At 64.9% G+C, this 16924-nt stretch carries 13 protein-coding genes; 2 read left to right on the top strand and 11 right to left on the bottom strand.

The window, feature by feature from the left end; genetic code table 11:
* Nucleotides 1–32: 32 nt before the first annotated feature.
* The 5 genes from C4K40_RS28825 to C4K40_RS28805 form a co-directional block, all read right to left on the bottom strand.
* Nucleotides 33–2462, bottom strand: a complete 2430-nt coding sequence (locus C4K40_RS28825) for a TonB-dependent siderophore receptor (RefSeq protein WP_053137695.1) — start codon at nucleotides 2460–2462, stop codon at nucleotides 33–35.
* 155 nt (nucleotides 2463–2617) lie between these two features.
* Complete coding sequence (locus C4K40_RS28820; RefSeq protein ID WP_022641474.1) at nucleotides 2618–3595, bottom strand: FecR family protein; 978 nt, start codon at nucleotides 3593–3595, stop codon at nucleotides 2618–2620.
* Nucleotides 3592–4110, bottom strand: coding sequence for an RNA polymerase sigma factor (locus C4K40_RS28815; RefSeq protein ID WP_031320641.1), 519 nt, complete (start codon nucleotides 4108–4110; stop codon nucleotides 3592–3594). Before C4K40_RS28815 ends, C4K40_RS28820 begins: the two co-directional genes overlap by 4 nt.
* A gap of 249 nt (nucleotides 4111–4359) precedes the next feature.
* Nucleotides 4360–5067, bottom strand: coding sequence for a PolC-type DNA polymerase III (locus tag C4K40_RS28810; RefSeq protein ID WP_022641472.1), 708 nt, complete (start codon nucleotides 5065–5067; stop codon nucleotides 4360–4362).
* The gene (locus tag C4K40_RS28805) at nucleotides 5064–6998 is read right to left on the bottom strand and encodes a putative nucleotidyltransferase substrate binding domain-containing protein (RefSeq protein ID WP_083457000.1); all 1935 of its coding nucleotides are present in this window, start codon (nucleotides 6996–6998) and stop codon (nucleotides 5064–5066) included. Before C4K40_RS28805 ends, C4K40_RS28810 begins: the two co-directional genes overlap by 4 nt.
* 310 nt (nucleotides 6999–7308) lie before the next feature.
* On the opposite strand from C4K40_RS28805, the gene C4K40_RS28800 reads away from it, so the two are divergent.
* Nucleotides 7309–7755, top strand: coding sequence for a response regulator (locus C4K40_RS28800; protein ID WP_022641470.1), 447 nt, complete (start codon nucleotides 7309–7311; stop codon nucleotides 7753–7755).
* Nucleotides 7756–7833: 78 nt separating this feature from the next.
* Here C4K40_RS28800 and C4K40_RS28795 read toward each other — a convergent pair whose 3' ends face one another.
* Entirely contained in the window at nucleotides 7834–10011 is a 2178-nt protein-coding gene (locus C4K40_RS28795) for a malate synthase G (RefSeq protein ID WP_053137691.1), read from the bottom strand.
* 473 nt (nucleotides 10012–10484) lie between these two features.
* On the opposite strand from C4K40_RS28795, the gene C4K40_RS28790 reads away from it, so the two are divergent.
* Nucleotides 10485–11003 carry a glycine cleavage system protein R gene (locus tag C4K40_RS28790; RefSeq protein WP_022641468.1) on the top strand — a complete coding sequence of 173 codons (519 nt, stop codon included), beginning with the start codon at nucleotides 10485–10487 and terminating at the stop codon, nucleotides 11001–11003.
* A 225-nt stretch (nucleotides 11004–11228) separates the two neighbouring features.
* Here the strand turns inward: C4K40_RS28790 and rarD are convergent, their stop codons facing one another.
* From rarD to C4K40_RS28765, 5 genes are all read right to left on the bottom strand, one after another.
* A complete protein-coding gene (rarD, locus tag C4K40_RS28785) occupies nucleotides 11229–12116 on the bottom strand; it encodes an EamA family transporter RarD (protein WP_022641467.1) in 888 nt (295 codons plus the stop codon).
* A 102-nt stretch (nucleotides 12117–12218) separates the two neighbouring features.
* On the bottom strand, nucleotides 12219–13193 hold the full coding sequence (locus C4K40_RS28780) for a serine/threonine protein kinase (protein WP_022641466.1): 975 nt from the start codon (nucleotides 13191–13193) through the stop codon (nucleotides 12219–12221).
* 127 nt (nucleotides 13194–13320) lie between these two features.
* Complete coding sequence (locus C4K40_RS28775) at nucleotides 13321–15225, bottom strand: PhoX family phosphatase (RefSeq protein WP_053137688.1); 1905 nt, start codon at nucleotides 15223–15225, stop codon at nucleotides 13321–13323.
* A 106-nt stretch (nucleotides 15226–15331) separates the two neighbouring features.
* Entirely contained in the window at nucleotides 15332–16096 is a 765-nt protein-coding gene (locus C4K40_RS28770) for a TOBE domain-containing protein (protein WP_053137685.1), read from the bottom strand.
* Nucleotides 16097–16160: 64 nt separating this feature from the next.
* Nucleotides 16161–16895 (bottom strand): ComF family protein, encoded by a 735-nt coding sequence (locus C4K40_RS28765; protein ID WP_053137681.1) that lies wholly within the window; start codon nucleotides 16893–16895, stop codon nucleotides 16161–16163.
* Nucleotides 16896–16924: the final 29 nt, after the last annotated feature.

The raw sequence follows: 16924 nt of genomic DNA, 5'->3' as shown, positions 1-16924 counted from the left end.
CTGGTGGACGGCCCGGTCGTTAACTCAGCGGGTTACCACTGGTAGGTGGCGCTAGCGACCACGCTGCGCTGATCGCCGAAGTAGCAGTACGACCCATCGCAAGTGGAGATGTAGTCCTTGTCGAACAGGTTGGTGGCGTTGAGTTTCAGCGAGGCCCCTTTCAGGCTCTTGTCCAGGCGGCCGAGATCATAGTGCACGGCGGCATCGAACACGGTGTAGGCGTTGGCCTTGCCCAGCCAGGTGTTTTCCTGGTCGCCGTAGGTATTGCCGGTATAGCGCGCGCCGGCACCGATGCCGAAGCCATCCAGCACGCCGTCATGCCAGGTGTAGTCGGCCCACAGCGAGGCTTGCTGGTTCGGCATCCGTTGCAGGCGGTTGCCCTTGTAGATGCCTTTTTGTATCTCGGACTTGGCCAGGCTATAGGCGGCAATGACCTTGAGGTTGTCGGTCACGTCGGAAACTGCTTCCAGCTCCAGGCCCTTGACCTTCACTTCGCCGGTCTGGCTGGTGATCGACTCGCCACCTGCCCCGATGCTGGTTACCTGGACGTTCTTCTGGGTCAGGTCATAGACCGCTGCGCTCAGCAGGGTGTTCGAGCCTGGCGGCTGATACTTGATGCCCAGCTCCCACTGCTTGCCTTCGGTAGGTTTGTACGACTCGAGCGGGTCGGCGCTGGCATTGCTCGCCGGCTGGAAGGATTCGGCATAGGACAGGTACGGCACGAAACCTGAATCGAATACATAACTGAGCGCCGCGTTGCCGCTGAAGTTCTTGCTGCGATCCGTGTTGGTCACGTCTTTCTTGTTGAAGTAGGTGGTGCCCTGGTGAACCCAGTCTTCACGCCCCCCGAGGCTCAGGCGCCAGTTGTCCAGGGCCATCTGGTCCTGCACGTAGAGGCCGGTCTGGACGGTTTTCTGGTTGTAGTCGTAATAGGCGCCGGAGCGCGCCGGGCGCACGATCGGCTGGCCGTAGATCGGGTTGAAGATGTTGGTTTTGCCGCCGTCGCCGTAGATCGACAGATAGGAGGTGTCGGAGCGCTGGTGGTCCAGCCCGAGCAGGACGGTGTGGCTGATATCACCGGTGGTGAAGTCGGCCTGGAAGTTGTTATCCACGGCGAACTGGCCGATGTCCTCGTTGACGTTGGTCGAGGTCCGGCTGATGTTGCCCGCCGCGTCGGCTGGCGAGTAGGCGTAGGAGCCCACGGTCAGTTGCTGGAAGGACAGCTCCGACTTGGTGTAGCGCAGGTTCTGGCGGAACTGCCAGACATCGTTGATGCGATGCTCGAAGGCGTAGCCCAAGGCGTAGTAGGTACGGTCGTAGAACTCGTAGTCCGGATCGCCCAGGTTCTTGTGGTGGGAGACCTTGCCCAGCGGTGACTTGATCTTGGTGCCCTGGATCGGCATGAACTGGCTGGTGGTGCCGGTATCGTCGCGGGTGAACTGTGACAGCAGGGTCAGCTTGGTGTCGGTGTCGATGTTCCAGGTCAGGCTGGGAGCGATGTTGTAGCGCTTGTTATCGATGTGGTCGACCTGGGTCCCGGCATCGCGGACTACACCGCTGAGTCCATATAGGAACCGGCCTTCGTCATCGATCTTGCCGGTGCTGGCGAAGTTGAGCTGGCGATAGTTGTCGCTGCCGTATTGCAACTGGATGGAGTGGCTGGCTTCGGCACTGGGGCGCCGACTGACCATGTCCAGCAAACCGCCCGGAGGCGTCTGGCCATAGACCGAGGATGCCGGGCCGCGCAGCAACGCCAGGCGGTCGAGGTTCCAGGTTTCGGCTTTCGGGTTGGCATATACGCCCCGTGGCAGTGGCAGGCCGTCGAGGAACTGGGTGGGCTCGAAGCCGCGCACCAGCATCCAGTCGTAACGGGTGTCACTGCCGTAGCTGGCGGAGACGATGCCGGGCATGTAGCGCACCGCGTCGTCGAGGTTCTGGACGTTGCGATCTTCCATCTGCTGGCGGGTGGCGACGGAAATCGAGCGCGGCGCCTCCACCAGCGAGGTATCGGTCTTGGTGCCAGCAGCGGTACGGGTGGCGACGTAGCCTTCCACCGGCCCCCACGCACTTTCATAGGCCTGCTGGCCACTGATATTGGTTTCCGGCAGGGCCACGACGCCGTCCGGTGCGGCCACCAGGCTGTAGGTGCCGGCGCTGCTGTGCTGCAGTTGCAGGCCAGTGCCGCGCAAGGCTTCGCGCAGGGCGCCGGCGGCGTCGAACTGGCCCTGGACCGGGGCCGAGGTCTTGCCGGCCGCCAGGGACGGATTCAGGCTCAGGGCCAGGCCGGCCTGGCTGGCGATCTGGTTCAGGGTGCTGGCCAGGGGCGCCGCCGGCAGGTTGTAGGCGCGCACGCTGGAGGACTGCTCGGCCGCCATCAGCAACGGGCTGGCCAGGGGGGCGCTCAGGGCAATGGCAATGGCCAGCAGGCTGGGGCGCAACAGGGTGTCTAGGGGGCGGGACATACGGCGGCTCCTGGATGGAAATGTTTCGCAATTGCCTATGAGCCGGACGAGATTCGAAAAGTGATAGGGCGAATTGAAAATAATTTAGATTTGCGAAAGAAGGGCAGTCACCCACCGGCTCCAAGGCAGGTTGGAGTCGGCGGGCAAAGGAGGTGTCAGGGCTTGAGATCGGCCTTGGCGACGACGTTGACCCACCAGTCGGTGCGCCGCTCGATCTGTACCGGCAGGGTCGGCAGCAGGGCGTCGAGCGCCAGGTCGGTGTTGTGCAGCGGGAAGCTGCCGGTGATGCGCAGGTCGGCCACTTCGGGGGCGACGCCCAGGTAGCCGTGGCGATAACGGCCCAGCTCCTGGATCAGGTCGCCCAGGCGGGCGTTGTCCACCACCAGCATGCCCCGGCTCCAGGCATCGGCGCCCAGGGCCAGGGCCTGTGGTGCTTGCAGGCCATCGCGCTGCATCAGTACCTGCTGGCCTTCCTTGAAGACTTTTTCGTCCTGGCCGTCCTGGGGCCGTGCGGCCACCGCCGATTGCAGCACGCCCAGGCGCGTGCCCTGGTCTTCGCGCTTGACCAGGAACCGGGTGCCCAGGGCCCGTAGCCGGCCGTCGCGGGTTTCGACGATGAACGGGCGACTGTCGCCGTGCCCGGTTTCGATCAGGACCTCGCCTTCCTGCAGGATGATGCGCCGCTGCTTGTCATCGAACCGCACGTCCAGCGCGCTGTGGGTATTGAGGTTGACCAGGGTGCCGTCGGACAGGCGCAGCATGAGCTGCTCGCCGGTCCCGGTGCGCTGGTCGGCCAGCCAGTAGTCCAGCGGCAGGTAGTGCTGCTCGAGGAACAGCGCCAGGCCTCCCACCAGCACCACGCTGGCGATCCCGCGGCCAAGCTTGCGCACGCGCCGGCGCAGGCCTTCGCGCGATTGCGCCAGGGCATTGCGCGCCGGGCCAGGAGCCAGGTTGAAGCGTTGATCGAGCATGCCCAGTTGGCGCCAGGCGCGGGCGTGTTCTTCATGGGCGCAGTGCCATTTGGCGAACTCTTCGTGCTCCAGGGCACTGCCGCCGCCGTCCAGCGACAGCTGCCAGGCGATGGCGGCGTCCAGCACTCGGGCGGACACCGGTTTGGAACTGATGGGGGTCATGTCGGCTCCCCGTAGAGGGCGATATAGCATTGGCGGATGCCCTGGGCCAGATACTGGCGGACCCGGGGCACCGAGACCCCGAGACGGGTGGCGATCTCGGCGTGGCCCAGGCCATCGAGGCGGTTGTAGAGAAAGGCCGCGCGGGCCTTGCTCGACAGTTTATCGAGCAGGCGGTCGATAGTCTTGAGGTCTTCGAGGATCATCTGCTGTTCTTCCGGCGAGGGCTGTTCGGGCTCGGGGATCAGCAACAGCTCGTTGAGATAGGCCTGCTCCAGGGCGGCGCGGCGGAAGTGATCGAACAACAGGCCCTTGGCCACCGCTACCAGGAAGGCCCGGGGCTCGCGGGGGGGCTTGAGTTCTTCGCGGCCCAGCAGGCGCACGAAGGTGTCCTGGCTCAGGTCCTCGGCGCGTTGGGCGCAGGCCACGTTGCGTCGCAGCCAGGCCAGCAGCCAACCACGATGGTCGCGGTATAGCGCACCAACCAACTCATTGCGGGGGCTTGGGACTGACGACAACGGGAATCACCCAGGGAGAAGTTTCAAATAACGAGAATTATTCGCGATTGTGGCAGAGGCGAAACAGTGGCGCAATTCACGCTGGTCGGCTGTCTTGTCGCTGCGGATAGCGGGTGCCCTAGGCAAGGTTCTTGTTGTGGCGAGGGCGCAAGCACGCCCAAGGCGTTGTGCCAGCTAGCCCCGGGACTCAGGTGCTACGACCGCTTCGCGACCGAGCGCGAGCACGCTCCCTCGCCACAGTAGGGTGGATCAGAACGAGGGGGCCTGCTGCCGGCGCTTCCACTGGCTGAGGCGCTGTTGCAGGTTCAAGGGGCTGTGGATCTGTTGCTGGCGTGCGCGGTGAAACAGGATCAGCGCCAGCTCGGCGGTGGCCAGGGCGTCGGCCGCGGCGTGGTGACGCTCCACCACCTGGAGCTTGAAGCCGTTGACCCAATCGTCCAGGCCGGCGTCGCGGGTATGGAACTCCGGACACAGCAGGGGCGCCATGTCCGCCACGTCGAGAAAGTCGTGCTGCAGGCGGTAGCCCAGGCTGTCCTTCAGTGCCCGAGCGAGCATGTGCTGGTCGAAGGGTGCATGGAACGCCAGTAGCGGGCTGTCGCCGACGAACTCCATGAAATCCAGCAGGGCCTCGATCGGATCGCTGCCGGCCGCGATGGCGCTGGGACCCAGGCCATGGATCAGCACGCTGGGGCTGAGCTTGTGGCCCTCGCGCTGCAAGGTGCGCTCGAATTGCTGGCGGAAGTCGATGGCGCCGTCCTCGATCGCCACCGCGCCAATGGACAGGACCTGGTCGCGATTGAGGTTCAGGCCGCTGGTCTCCACGTCCACCACCACCCAGCGCTGTTCGCGCAGGCTGCCTTCGCCCAGTGGGGCGAAGGCTGGCAGGCGCTCGCGGCGCAACTGCTGTTCGCCGTTCAAGACGCTGGCCGCCGGGCGGAACCAGTTGAACAGGCTCATAGCTGGTACCGCAGGGCCAGGCTGCTTTGCAGGCGCTGGGCCTGGCGCAGGGACTCACGGAGGATGCGCCGGTCCAGGTGGTTGAGGCTGTCCGGGTCGAGCCGGTTGGAGTAGGGCTGGTTGTCCCGGGTCTGGCGCTGGTGCTGCTGCATGCGGGTCTGCTGGATGAAGTGGTAGGCCTCTTCATAGGCGGCGCCATCGAGTGGCTCGATGACTTGCTTGGACACCAGCTGGCGCAGGCGTTCCAGGGTGTTGATGGCGCCGATGCCGTTGGCCAGGGCCAGCAGCCGGGCGCCGTCGACGAAGGGCGTGAGGCCCTGGACCTTGAGGTCGAGGGTGGCTTTCTCGCCGTTCTTCTTGGCCAGCACGAATTCGCGAAAGCGCCCCACCGGTGGCCGCTGGCGCAGGGCGTTCTCCGCCAGCATGCGCTGGAACAGGCGATTGTCGGCCACTTGGTCGAGGATCCCGCGGCGCAGTTGTTCGGCGCCTTGTTCGTCGCCCCAGACCACCCGCAGGTCGAAATAGATGCTCGAGCCCAGCAGGTTCTCCGGGGTCGCCTCGCGGATGAACGCCGCAAAGCGCCGGGCCCACTCGGCGCGGGACAGGCACAGCTCGGGGTTGCCGGCCATGATGTTGCCCTTGCACAGGGTGAAACCGCACTGGGCCAGGCTGTGGTTGATCTGCTGGGCGATGGGCAGCAGCTTGCCGCGGATCTCGGCCGCGTGGGCCGCATCCCGGGCCTCGAACAGGATGCCGTTGTCCTGGTCGGTGTGCAGGGTCTGTTCGCGCCGGCCTTCGCTGCCGAAGCACAGCCAGCTGAAGGGCACGCCCGGGTCGCCCTTGTCGGCCAGGGTCAGCTCGATCACCCGGCACACGGTGTGATCGTTGAGCAGGGTGATGATGTGGGTGATCTGGGTCGACGAGGCGCCGTGGGCCAGCATGCGTTCCACCAGTTGGCCGATCTCGCCGCGCAGGGCCACCAGGTGCTCCACCCGTGGCGCATTGCGGATGGTCCGCGCCAGGTGCACCAGATCGACCCGTTGCAGGGAGAACAGATCGCGCTCGGACACCACGCCGCACAGGCGCTGTTCCTTGACCAGGCAGACGTGGGCGATGTGGCGCTCGGTCATGGCGATGGCCGCGTCGAAGGCGCTGTGGTCCGGGCTGAGGAAGAACGGCGCCTGGGTCATGTGGCGGTCGATGGGCTGGTTGAGATCCTGGCTGCCGTCGGCCACCACCTGGCGCAGATCGCGCAGGGTGAAGATCCCCAGGGGCGCCTTGTGCTCGTCCACCACCACGATGCTGCCCACCTGCTGTTCATGCATCTGCGCCACGGCTTCGCGCAGTGGCGTGGCCGGCGAGCAGGTCACGGGATGGCGCATGGCCAATTCGCCGAGGCGGGTGTTCAGCGAGTATTGGGTGCCGAGGGTTTCCACCGCCTTGCGCTTGACCTGCTGGTTGACCTGGTCGAGCAGGCTGCTGACCCCACGCAGGGCGAAATCGCGGAACTCCGCCGACAGGGCGAACAGCTTGATGAAGGCGCCCTTGTTCAGTTGCAGGCAGAAGGTGTCTTCGGCGGCCCGGTGTTCGGTACGGGTGGCTCGCTCGCCCAGCAGCGCGGCCAGGGGAAAGCATTCGCCGGTGGTGATCTCGAAGGTGGTCTCAGTGCTGCCCTTGGCGGCGTGGGTACGTTCGCCCACCACCCGCCCCTGCTTGACGATATAGAAGTGCTCCACCGGGCCGTCGGCCGGCTTGATGATGCTGTCGCCGGGGCCGTAGAAGCGCAGCTGGCATTGTTCCACCAGGTAGGCCAGGTGCAGGTTTTCCATCTGGTTGAAGGGCGGGAAGCGTTGCAGGAACTGCACCGTGCCCTGGATGTTCTGTAGTACCGCGGTCTTCCCGGCCTGGGTGAAGGCGTCCGTTTTACTCATGACGATTACCGCAATCTTCTTGGATTTGTTGTGTTCGGATCCCGGTAATAGTCGGCCCAGGTGCCCGCCAGCGCCCATTGGACGTAAGTCTAGGTGCGACATGCCGCGCGGGCGTCTGGCGCGGGCTGTGTTGCAGGTGGTGGCGGTCAGCGTTCACGGGGGCCGGACATTTGGCTTTGAGCCGCTGGCGATCGATGCAAAAAAGCTCTGATCAAGACGCTTGGAAATTTTTCCGACGAAGTGCACATTGGAGGCCTGCCTGGCGATGTCTGACCACTGTGCTAGGTGATTCGATCCTGTAGAGAACTGTATGTCCGACCACGATATCTTGAGCGATGCCGAGCGCGAGGCGCTGAGTGCCGTCATGCTGGAACCCGACCTGCCGCCGCAGCGGGTGCTGATTGCCGATGACGACAAGGATGCCCGCGAGCTGCTTTCGGAAATACTCGGTCTCGATGGCATTCGCTGCATGACCGCGGCCAGTGGCAAGGCGGCGTTGGAGATGCTCGAGTCGAACAAATCCATCGGCTTGCTGATCACCGACCTGCGCATGGCGCCCTGTAGTGGCCTGGACCTGATTCGCCAGGTGCGCGAATCGGAACGGGCGGCCCTGCCGATCATCATCATTTCCGGCGACGCCGATGTGCGCGACGCCATCGCCGCCATGCACCTGAGCGTGGTGGACTTCCTGCTCAAGCCCATCGATACCAGCAAGCTGCTGGCGCTGGTCAAGCATGAGCTGGGCGTGGTGCTGTAGCGCCACCAGCACGACGAGCAGGCATGAAAAAGCCCCGGTCATGGACCGGGGCTTTGCTTTACCGCTGGCGCTGCGTTGTTACAGGCCGTTCTTGGCCTTGAACTCACGACGGCGACGATGCAGGACCGGCTCGGTGTAGCCGTTTGGCTGCTTGGTGCCTTCGATCACCAGTTCCAGGGCGGCCTGGAAGGCGATATTGCTGTCGAAGTTCGGGGCCAGTGGACGGTACAGCGGGTCGGCGGCGTTCTGCCGGTCGACCACCGGGGCCATGCGCTTGAGGCTTTCGATCACCTGTTCGCGGGTCACCACGCCGTGGCGCAGCCAGTTGGCGATGTGCTGGCTGGAGATGCGCAGGGTGGCGCGGTCTTCCATCAGGCCGACATCGTTGATGTCCGGCACCTTGGAGCAGCCCACGCCCTGGTCGATCCAGCGCACCACGTAACCAAGGATGCCCTGGGCGTTGTTGTCCAGTTCGTTCTTGATCTGTTCCGCGGTCCAGTTGGTGTCGGGAGCCAGGGGAATGCTCAGGATGTCGTCCACCGAAGCGCGGGCGCGCTTGGCCAGTTCGGCCTGGCGGGCGAACACGTCGACCTTGTGGTAGTGCAGCGCGTGCAGCGCGGCGGCGGTCGGCGATGGCACCCAGGCGGTGTTGGCGCCGGCCAGCGGGTGGGCGATCTTCTGTTCGAGCATGGCGGCCATCAGGTCGGGCATGGCCCACATGCCCTTGCCGATCTGCGCGCGGCCTTGCAGGCCGGTGGACAGGCCGATGTCGACGTTCCAGTTCTCGTAGGCGCCGATCCATTTCTCGGCCTTCATGTCGGCCTTGCGCACCATGGCGCCGGCTTCCATGGAGGTGTGGATCTCGTCGCCGGTACGGTCGAGGAAGCCGGTGTTGATGAACACCACGCGCTCGCTGGCAGCCTTGATGCAGGCCTTGAGGTTGACCGTGGTACGGCGCTCCTCGTCCATGATCCCGACCTTCAGGGTATTGCGCGGCAGGGCCAGGACGTCTTCGATGCGGCCGAACAGTTCATTGGTGAACGCGGCTTCTTCGGGGCCGTGCATCTTCGGCTTGACGATGTACACCGAGCCGGTACGGCTGTTCTTGCGCGAGGTATTGCCGTTGAGGTTGTGGATCGCCGCCAGGCTGGTGACCAGACCGTCGAGGATGCCTTCCGGCACTTCGTTGCCGTGCTGGTCGAGGACCGCGTCGATGGTCATCAGGTGGCCGACGTTACGCACGAACAGCAGCGAGCGACCATGCAGCTTCAACGACGAGCCGTCGACGCCGGTGTATTCGCGGTCGGCGTTCATGGTGCGGGTGAAGGTGTTGCCGCCCTTGGCCACTTCCTCGGCCAGGTCGCCTTTCATCAGGCCCAGCCAGTTGCGGTAGATCACTACCTTGTCGTCGGCATCGACCGCGGCGACCGAGTCTTCGCAGTCCATGATGGTGGTCAGGGCCGCTTCCATCAGCAGGTCCTTGACCCCGGCGGCGTCGGTCTGGCCGACGGGGCTTGCGGCGTCGATCTGGATCTCGAAGTGCAGGCCGTTGTGCTTGAGCAGGATCGCGGTCGGCGCCGCGGCATCGCCCTGGTAGCCGACCAGTTGGGCGTCGTCGCGCAGGCCGCTGCTGCTGCCGCCCTTGAGGGTCACCACCAGCTTGCCGCCGGCGATCTTGTAGTTCACCGAGTCGACGTGGGAGCCGGCGGCCAGGGGCGCGGATTCATCGAGGAAGGCGCGGGCGAAGGCGATGACCTTGTCACCGCGGACCTTGTTGTAGCCTTTGCCCTTTTGCGCGCCATCGGCTTCGCTGATGGCGTCGGTGCCGTACAGCGCGTCGTACAGCGAGCCCCAGCGAGCGTTGGAGGCGTTGAGGGCGAAGCGGGCGTTCATCACCGGCACCACCAGCTGCGGGCCGGCCATGCGGGCGATTTCTTCATCGACGTTCTGGGTAGTGGCCTGGAAGTCCGCCGCTTCCGGCAGCAGGTAGCCGATGTCTTGCAGGAAGGCTTTATAGGCTACGGCGTCATGGGCCTGGCCGGCACGGGACTGGTGCCAGGCATCGATCCGCGCCTGGAAATCATCGCGTTTGGCGAGTAGGGCTTTGTTCTTGGGCGCCAGGTCGTGGATGACCTTGTCGGCACCTGCCCAGAATGCGTCGGCGGTGAGGCCGGTACCGGGAATGGCTTCGTTGTTCACGAAGTCGAACAGGACTCTGGCGACCTGCAGGCCACCGACTTGAACGTGTTCAGTCATTGCTTGCCTCACTCTGCTCAGCTATTTCGCTTTTCAGCTCTTCAAATTAACAATGAAGCCGGCGGCCATTTAAAACACAACCTTGTTCACCAGTACATGCCATCGCTGGCGGCTGGGTGCTTCCAATCAACGGCGGAGCCTTGCTGACGGGGATCGCGGGGGTTGTGATCAAGCCTTGGCAGACATCGTTCCAACATTATGTAGTGCGCGCTGCGGCATACTACATGATGAATTGCGGTTGTGAAAATTAGACTAAATACGTCGTTTCGCGACTCGCCAGTGCAATGCGGTCACGCTGGGAAGCTTGGTGTTCGCAAAAAACCGAAGGATTGTTCCACATAAATACAAAAAGTTGTACACGATTTGCATTCCTGGTCTACCGGCCCCTTTTCCGGGCCTCGACCGGAGGCGCCGGGTGCGGCCTGCAAGCCTGCCTATAATTGCTCTTCCACCCCCAAAAAGAGGGCTGCGCCATGGACCATCTGGTTCTCACGGTATTCGCTGCGGACAAGGCCGGCCAGGTCGAACGCATTGCCCAGTGCATCGCCGCCCACGGTGGCAACTGGCTGGAAAGCCGCCTGTCGCGGATGGCCGGGCAATTCGCCGGAATCCTCCGGGTGGCGGTGCCGGCCGAAGCCTACGATGAGCTGGTGGATGCCTTGCAGGGGCTCTCGGCCCAAGGCATCCGCGTGCTGATCGCCGAAAGCGGCATCGAGCAATCATGCACCTGGAAACCCATCGCCATGGAGCTGGTGGGCAACGACCGCCCGGGGATTGTCCGGGATATCACCCGCCTGCTGGCGGAGCAGGGGGTCAACCTGGAGCGGTTGGTGACCGAGGTGCGGCCGGCGCCCATGAGCAGCGAGCCGCTGTTCCACGCCGAGGCCATCCTGGCAGTACCCTTGACCCTGTCGCTGGAAGTCTTGCAGGCGCGCCTGGAGAGCCTGGCCGACGACCTGATGGTGGAACTGGTGCTGCGCAGCGAAGGCTGAAGGCGGTTGGCTGGGTTATCCCGATAAAGCGTGCATGCGCCTGTGGATAACCTGTAGAGAGCGGGCGCTGGCCCAGTGGTATCGCGGCTTTGCATGAATTGATCAAAAAACCGGCAATTTCAAGGGCTTGTGCACAAATGGCGGGGACCAGGCTGTGGATAAGCTTGGGAAGAACCGCCGCAGGCCACAGGGGACGTGGCCTGCAGATGATTGATCGTTTATTGATCAGCTGCGTCCGCGCAGGCTCAGCCAGGCATCGACGCTGTACACCGCCAGGCCTGCCCAGATGAACATGAAGGCCACCAGGGTGCTGGAGGACAGTTGCTCGCCGAACAGCAGTACCGCCTGCAGCAGCACCAGGGTCGGGGCCAGGTACTGCAGGAAACCCAGGGTGGTGTAGGGCAGGTCCCGGGCCGCGGCGTTGAAGCACACCAGCGGGATCAGGGTCACCGGGCCGGCTGCCACCAGCCACCAGGCCTGGGAACTGGCCCAGAACGCGGCATGGGCGCTGCTGGCATCGGGGTGCAGCAGCAGCCAGGCCAACGCGATGGGCACCAGCATCCAGGTCTCCACCACCAGCCCGGGCAGGGCCTTGACCGGCGCCTGCTTGCGGATCAGGCCGTAGAAACCGAAGCTCAGCGCCAGCGCCAGCGACACCCAGGGCAGGCTGCCCAGTTGCCATACCTGCTGCGCCACCCCGACCGCCGCCAGCAGCACCGCCAGCCATTGCAGGCGGCGTAGGCGCTCACCGAGGATCAACATGCCCAGCAGCACGTTGATCAAGGGGTTGATGTAGTAGCCGAGGCTGGCCTCGACCATGCGCCCGTTGTTCACCGACCAGACGTAGGTCAGCCAGTTGGCGGCGATCAGGGTGCCGCTCAGGGCCAGGATCGCCAGGCGCCGGGGGTTGTCCCGTAGTTCGCGCCACCAGCCGGGATGCTTCCAGACCATCAGCAAAAGGCCGCCGAACAGCGCTGACCAGAGCACCCGGTGGACGATGATTTCCACGGCGGGCACGCTGGCGATGGCTTTGAAATAGAGCGGAAACAGGCCCCAGATGATGTAGGCGGTCAGGCCCAGTATGTACCCGCGGCGCAGGTTGGCGGCTTGCATGGAGAATCCTTGCTTAGGCAACTAACAAAGGCGCGATTGTAAGGACAAATGTCTAGACCTGTCCTGACTTTTCCCGCGCCCGTGCCGTGGCCATCGCGCCCTTCAGAACAGCCGCAGCGGTTCCTCGTCGAGCGCCGCCAGTTGCTCGCGCAAGGCCAGTACCTGGTCGCCCCAGTAACGTTCGCTGCCGAACCAGGGGAAGCTGCGAGGGAACGCCGGGTCGTCCCAGCGCCGCGCCAGCCAGGCGCTGTAGTGCATCAGGCGCAGGGCCCGCAGCGGTTCGACCAGGGCCAGTTCCCGTGGGTTGAAATCGTGGAATTCGCTGTAGCCGTCCATCAGTTCGGACAGCTGGCCGAGGCGCTCCTGGCGATCGCCGGCGAGCATCATCCACAGGTCCTGCACCGCAGGGCCCATGCGACAGTCGTCGAGGTCGACGATATGGAACACCTCGTCGCGGCACATCAGGTTGCCCGGGTGGCAATCGCCATGCAGGCGGATGTTCTGGTGCGGGGTGGCCTGGTAGAGGGTTTCCACACGCTTGAGCAAGTCACGGGCGACGGACTCATAGGCCGGCAACAGGCTCTTGGGTATGAAACCGCCTTGCAGCAAGGCCGCCAGGGAGTCGTGGCCGAAGTTCTGCACCCCCAGGGCCTCGCGGTGGCTGAACGGCCGGTTGGCGCCGACGGCGTGCAGGCGACCCAGAAGTTGCCCGAGGCGGTAGAGCTGGTCGAGGTTGCCCGGCTCCGGGGCGCGGCCGCCACGCCGCGGGAACAGGGCGAAACGAAACCCCGCATGCTCGAACAGGCTGCGGCCCTCGTGGACGATCGGCGCCACCACCGGCACTTCGCATTCGGCCAGTTCGAAGGTGAAGCTGTGTTCTTCGAGGATCGCCTCGTCGCTCCAGCGTTGGGGCCGGTAGAACTTGGCCACCAGCGGCTCGCCCTGGTCGATGCCGACCTGGTAGACGCGGTTCTCGTAGCTGTTGAGGGCCAGGACCCGGGCGTCGCTGAGAAAGCCGATGCTTTCCACGGCGTCCAGGACCAGGTCGGGGGTGAGGGTATCAAACGGGTGCGACATGCTTACTCCTGCGCGCAGCAGGCTGCCGCGTCCGGCCCAGCATGGTAACGCAGACGGGCAGGCCGGTGGAGGGCGCTGTGGCGCCTGCCTTGGCCAGGGGCAGGCGCGGGTTCGGCACGGGGTTGGATCAGGCGCCGATGATGCCGCCGTCTTCCCGGGTAATGGCCATCACCGAAGAGCGCGGCTTGCCGTTGGGCAAGTGCTCGGGGAAGGTCGAGCCGCCATTTTCCCCGGGGTGCTGGATGCCCACGAACAGCGTCTTGTAGTCCGGGGCGAAGGCGATTCCGGTGACTTCGCAGCCCACCGGCCCGACCATGAAACGGCGGATCTCGCCGCTGTCGGGATCGGCGCAGAGCATCTGGTTGTTGCCCATGCCGGCGAAGTCGCCGCTGTTGCTGTAGTCGCCGTCGGTGAGGATCCACAGGCGCCCGGCCTTGTCGAAACCCAGGCCATCGGGGCTGTTGAACATGTTCTGCGGGGTGATGTTGGCGGAACCGCCCTTGGGCTTGTCGGCGTGCACGCTAGGGTTGCCGGCGACCACGAACAGGTCCCAGGAAAAGTTCAGCGAGCCATGGTCGTCGCCACCGGTGCGCCAGCGCAGGATCTGCCCATAGACGTTTTTCTCCCGCGGGTTGGGGCCGCCCACCGGCATGCCATCCTCACCACGCTTGGAGTTGTTGGTCAGGGTGCAATAGACCTGGCCATCCTTGGGGCTGACCACGATCCATTCCGGGCGGTCCATGCGCGTGGCCTGGACCACGCTGGCGGCGAGGCGGGCCTGGATCAGCACCTGGGCCTGGTCGGCGAAGCCGCTGCTGGCGTCGATGCCGTTCTTGCCGTGGGTCAGCTCGATCCACTGGCCCTGGCCCTTGGGCCGGTCCGGGTTGCCGTCGCCGGCGTCGAAGCGCGCCACATACAGCGTGCCGTGGTCCAGCAGCTCACGGTTGGCCTTGGGGTTACGGTGGTTGATGCGATCGCGGCTGATGAACTTGTAGATGAACTCGCCGCGTTCATCGTCGCCCATGTAGACCACTGCGCGGCCATCGCGGGTTTGCGCCAGGGCGGCGTTCTCATGCTTGAAGCGGCCCAGGGCGGTGCGCTTGGTCGGGGTCGATTGCGGATCGAAAGGGTCGATCTCCACCACCCAGCCGTGGCGGTTGAGTTCGTTGGGGTTCTTGGCCAGGTCGAAGCGCGGGTCGTGCTGGTGCCAGTTGATGTCGCGGCTGGCCACCGAGGCGCCGTAGCGCTTCTGGGCCGCGTCGAACTTGTGCTCGGCGTTGCTGCTGCCGAAGCAGTCGGTGAAGTTTTCTTCGCAGGTCAGGTAGGTGCCCCATGGGGTCTTGCCGTTGGCGCAGTTCTGGAACGTGCCCAGGACTTTCTTGCCCTTGGGGTCGGCGCTGGTCTTGAGCAACGGGTGGCCGGCGGCCGGGCCGCTGAGGCGGATCGGCGTGTTGCCGTGGATGCGCCGGTTGTAGCGCGAGCCCTGGACGAACTGCCACTGGCCATTCTTGCGTTGCACCTCGATCACCGACACGCCTTCGCTGGCCTGGGCCTTGTGCACGTCTTCGGCCGACTGCGGCAGGCCGCCATGGGGATAGAGGTAGCGGTAGTTGGTGTACTCGTTGTTGATCGCCATCAGCGCCCGATGCCGGTCATCCGGGAAGGCGAACAGGCTCATGCCGTCGTTGTTGTCGCCGAACTGCACTTCCTGGGCCAGGGCGGTGCCGTTGCCGCTGGGGTCGAAGGCCGGGCCGTTCTTGTGCAGTGGCTGGCCCCAGCTGATCAGCGCCGAGGACTTGTAGCCCGGTGGCAGGGTGATGGTGTCGCTGGTGGCGCTGGGGATGCTGGCAAAGCCCAGCAGCTGGCCGTTGCCGGCGCTGACTCCAGCGGCCAGGGCGCTGCGGCTCAGCAGGTTGCCGCCCAGGAACAGGGCCGCGCCGCACAGGGCGCCGGCACCGATGAAGCCGCGGCGGCTGAGGCCGACGATCTGTTCCAGGTCGGTGGGTTGGTCTTCTTCTAATAACAGGCTCATATCAGGCTCCCTGCGGGTTTTTGCAGCCACCTTAATGAGCACCGATGACGAATTTGTTGCAGTGCCGAGCCCCAGGATCAGGGCGTACGGGAGCTGGGGGCCAGGGTCAGAGCGGGGTGCCCAGCAGCACATGGGACGGCGAGAACTGCACCTGGACCGGCCGCTCCTGCGCCAGGTCCAGGGTTTTCAGCAGCAGCGGTTCGGCCAGGGCGCAGAGGACCTGGCCATTGGGCAGGGCGATGCGGACTTCGCAGGGGCCATCCTCGGCATCGAGGATCCGCTCGATGATACCGGTCAGGTAATTGTGTCCAGTTGTTACTGGGTCGCCGACGGCTTGCACATCCAACCAGCCGGCCTTGATCAGCGCCACCACCTGGGTGCCGGGCGCCAGCTCCAGGCGCTGGGTGCTGTCGTGGGTGATCCGGGCCTTGAGCCGCACCCCCTCGGGCAGTTCCAGGCTGACCAGGTCGTTGCAGCCATGGGGTTCGATCCCGTGGACCTTGCCGTGCAGCTGGTTGCGTGCGCTGGTGCGCAGCATCAGGCGTCCCAGCAAGTCGAGATCGCTGGCGTCTTCAGCGGCCTCCAGTACCTGGGCCTGCAGCACCTGCAGGCGCTGGTAGAGACGCAAGATCCGCTCGCCCTCGGCGGACAGCCTGGCGCCACCGCCGCCCTTGCCGCCGACGCTGCGTTCCACCAGTGGGTTCTGGGCCAGGTTGTTCAGCTCGTCGATGGCGTCCCAGGCCGCCTTGTAGCTCAGCCCGGCGCTTTTCGCCGCACGGGTGATGGAACCCTGCTCGGCGATGTGTTGCAGCAGCGCGATGCGTTGCGGGCGGCGGACGATGTGCTGGGTCAACAAACTGGGCAGGGACATGGCAAGAGCGCTTCGGGCACGGAAGATGGACAGGAAGTTTGCGGCTTGAGCCGCGAGAGTCAAGTCAGGCCTCGGGCCTGGGAGTGCGGGCCAGGCAGTAGACGTCCACCCGCCTGGCTCCGGCAGCGACCAGCAACCGGGCCAGGGCCTGGGCGGTGGCGCCCGTGGTCAGCACGTCGTCCACCAGCGCCAGGTGGCGGCCGGCGATCCGGGCATCGGGGGCCAGGCTGAAGGCGCCGCGCAGGTTGCGCTGGCGGGCCCGGGCATCCAGTCCTTGTTGCGCGGGAGTGTCCAGGGTGCGCAGCAGCAACCGCGCTTCCACCGGCAGCTTCAGGTGTTGTCCAAGCCAGTGGGCGAGCATCCCGGCCTGGTTGAACCCCCGCTGGCGCAAGCGCCGACGGGATAAAGGCACTGGCACCAGGGCATCCGGGCTGGGCAGGTCTTCATCGAAGCGATAAAGCAGGAACTGCACGAAAAGTTCGGCCATCAGTCGGCCAAAAGGCCATTTCTCATGGTGCTTGAAGCGGCTGATCAGGCTGTCCACCGGGAACTCGTAGCGCCAGGGCGCTATGACCCGTTCGAATGCCGGTGGCCGTTGCAGGCATTGACCGCAAGCCGGGCCGGGAGCCGGCAGTGGCAGGGCGCAAATGGGGCATTGGCTGCCGAGCCAGGGCAGTTCGTCCAGGCAAGGTGCGCAGAGCGCCTGGGGCGAATCGCTGGGTTCGTCACAGAGCAAACAGGTTTGTTTGTTTTTTAGCCAGATGTAAACCTGAGGTTTTCTTTCTGGTTGACAGCTCATGGCGGCTTCCTTAAATATGCCGAACATCC

The organism is Pseudomonas sp. CMR5c (assembly GCF_003850545.1).
Classification (GTDB): domain Bacteria; phylum Pseudomonadota; class Gammaproteobacteria; order Pseudomonadales; family Pseudomonadaceae; genus Aquipseudomonas; species Aquipseudomonas piscis.
The sequence above is the reverse complement of the archived record's forward strand: the minus strand, read 5'-3'. Positions and strand labels throughout refer to the sequence as shown.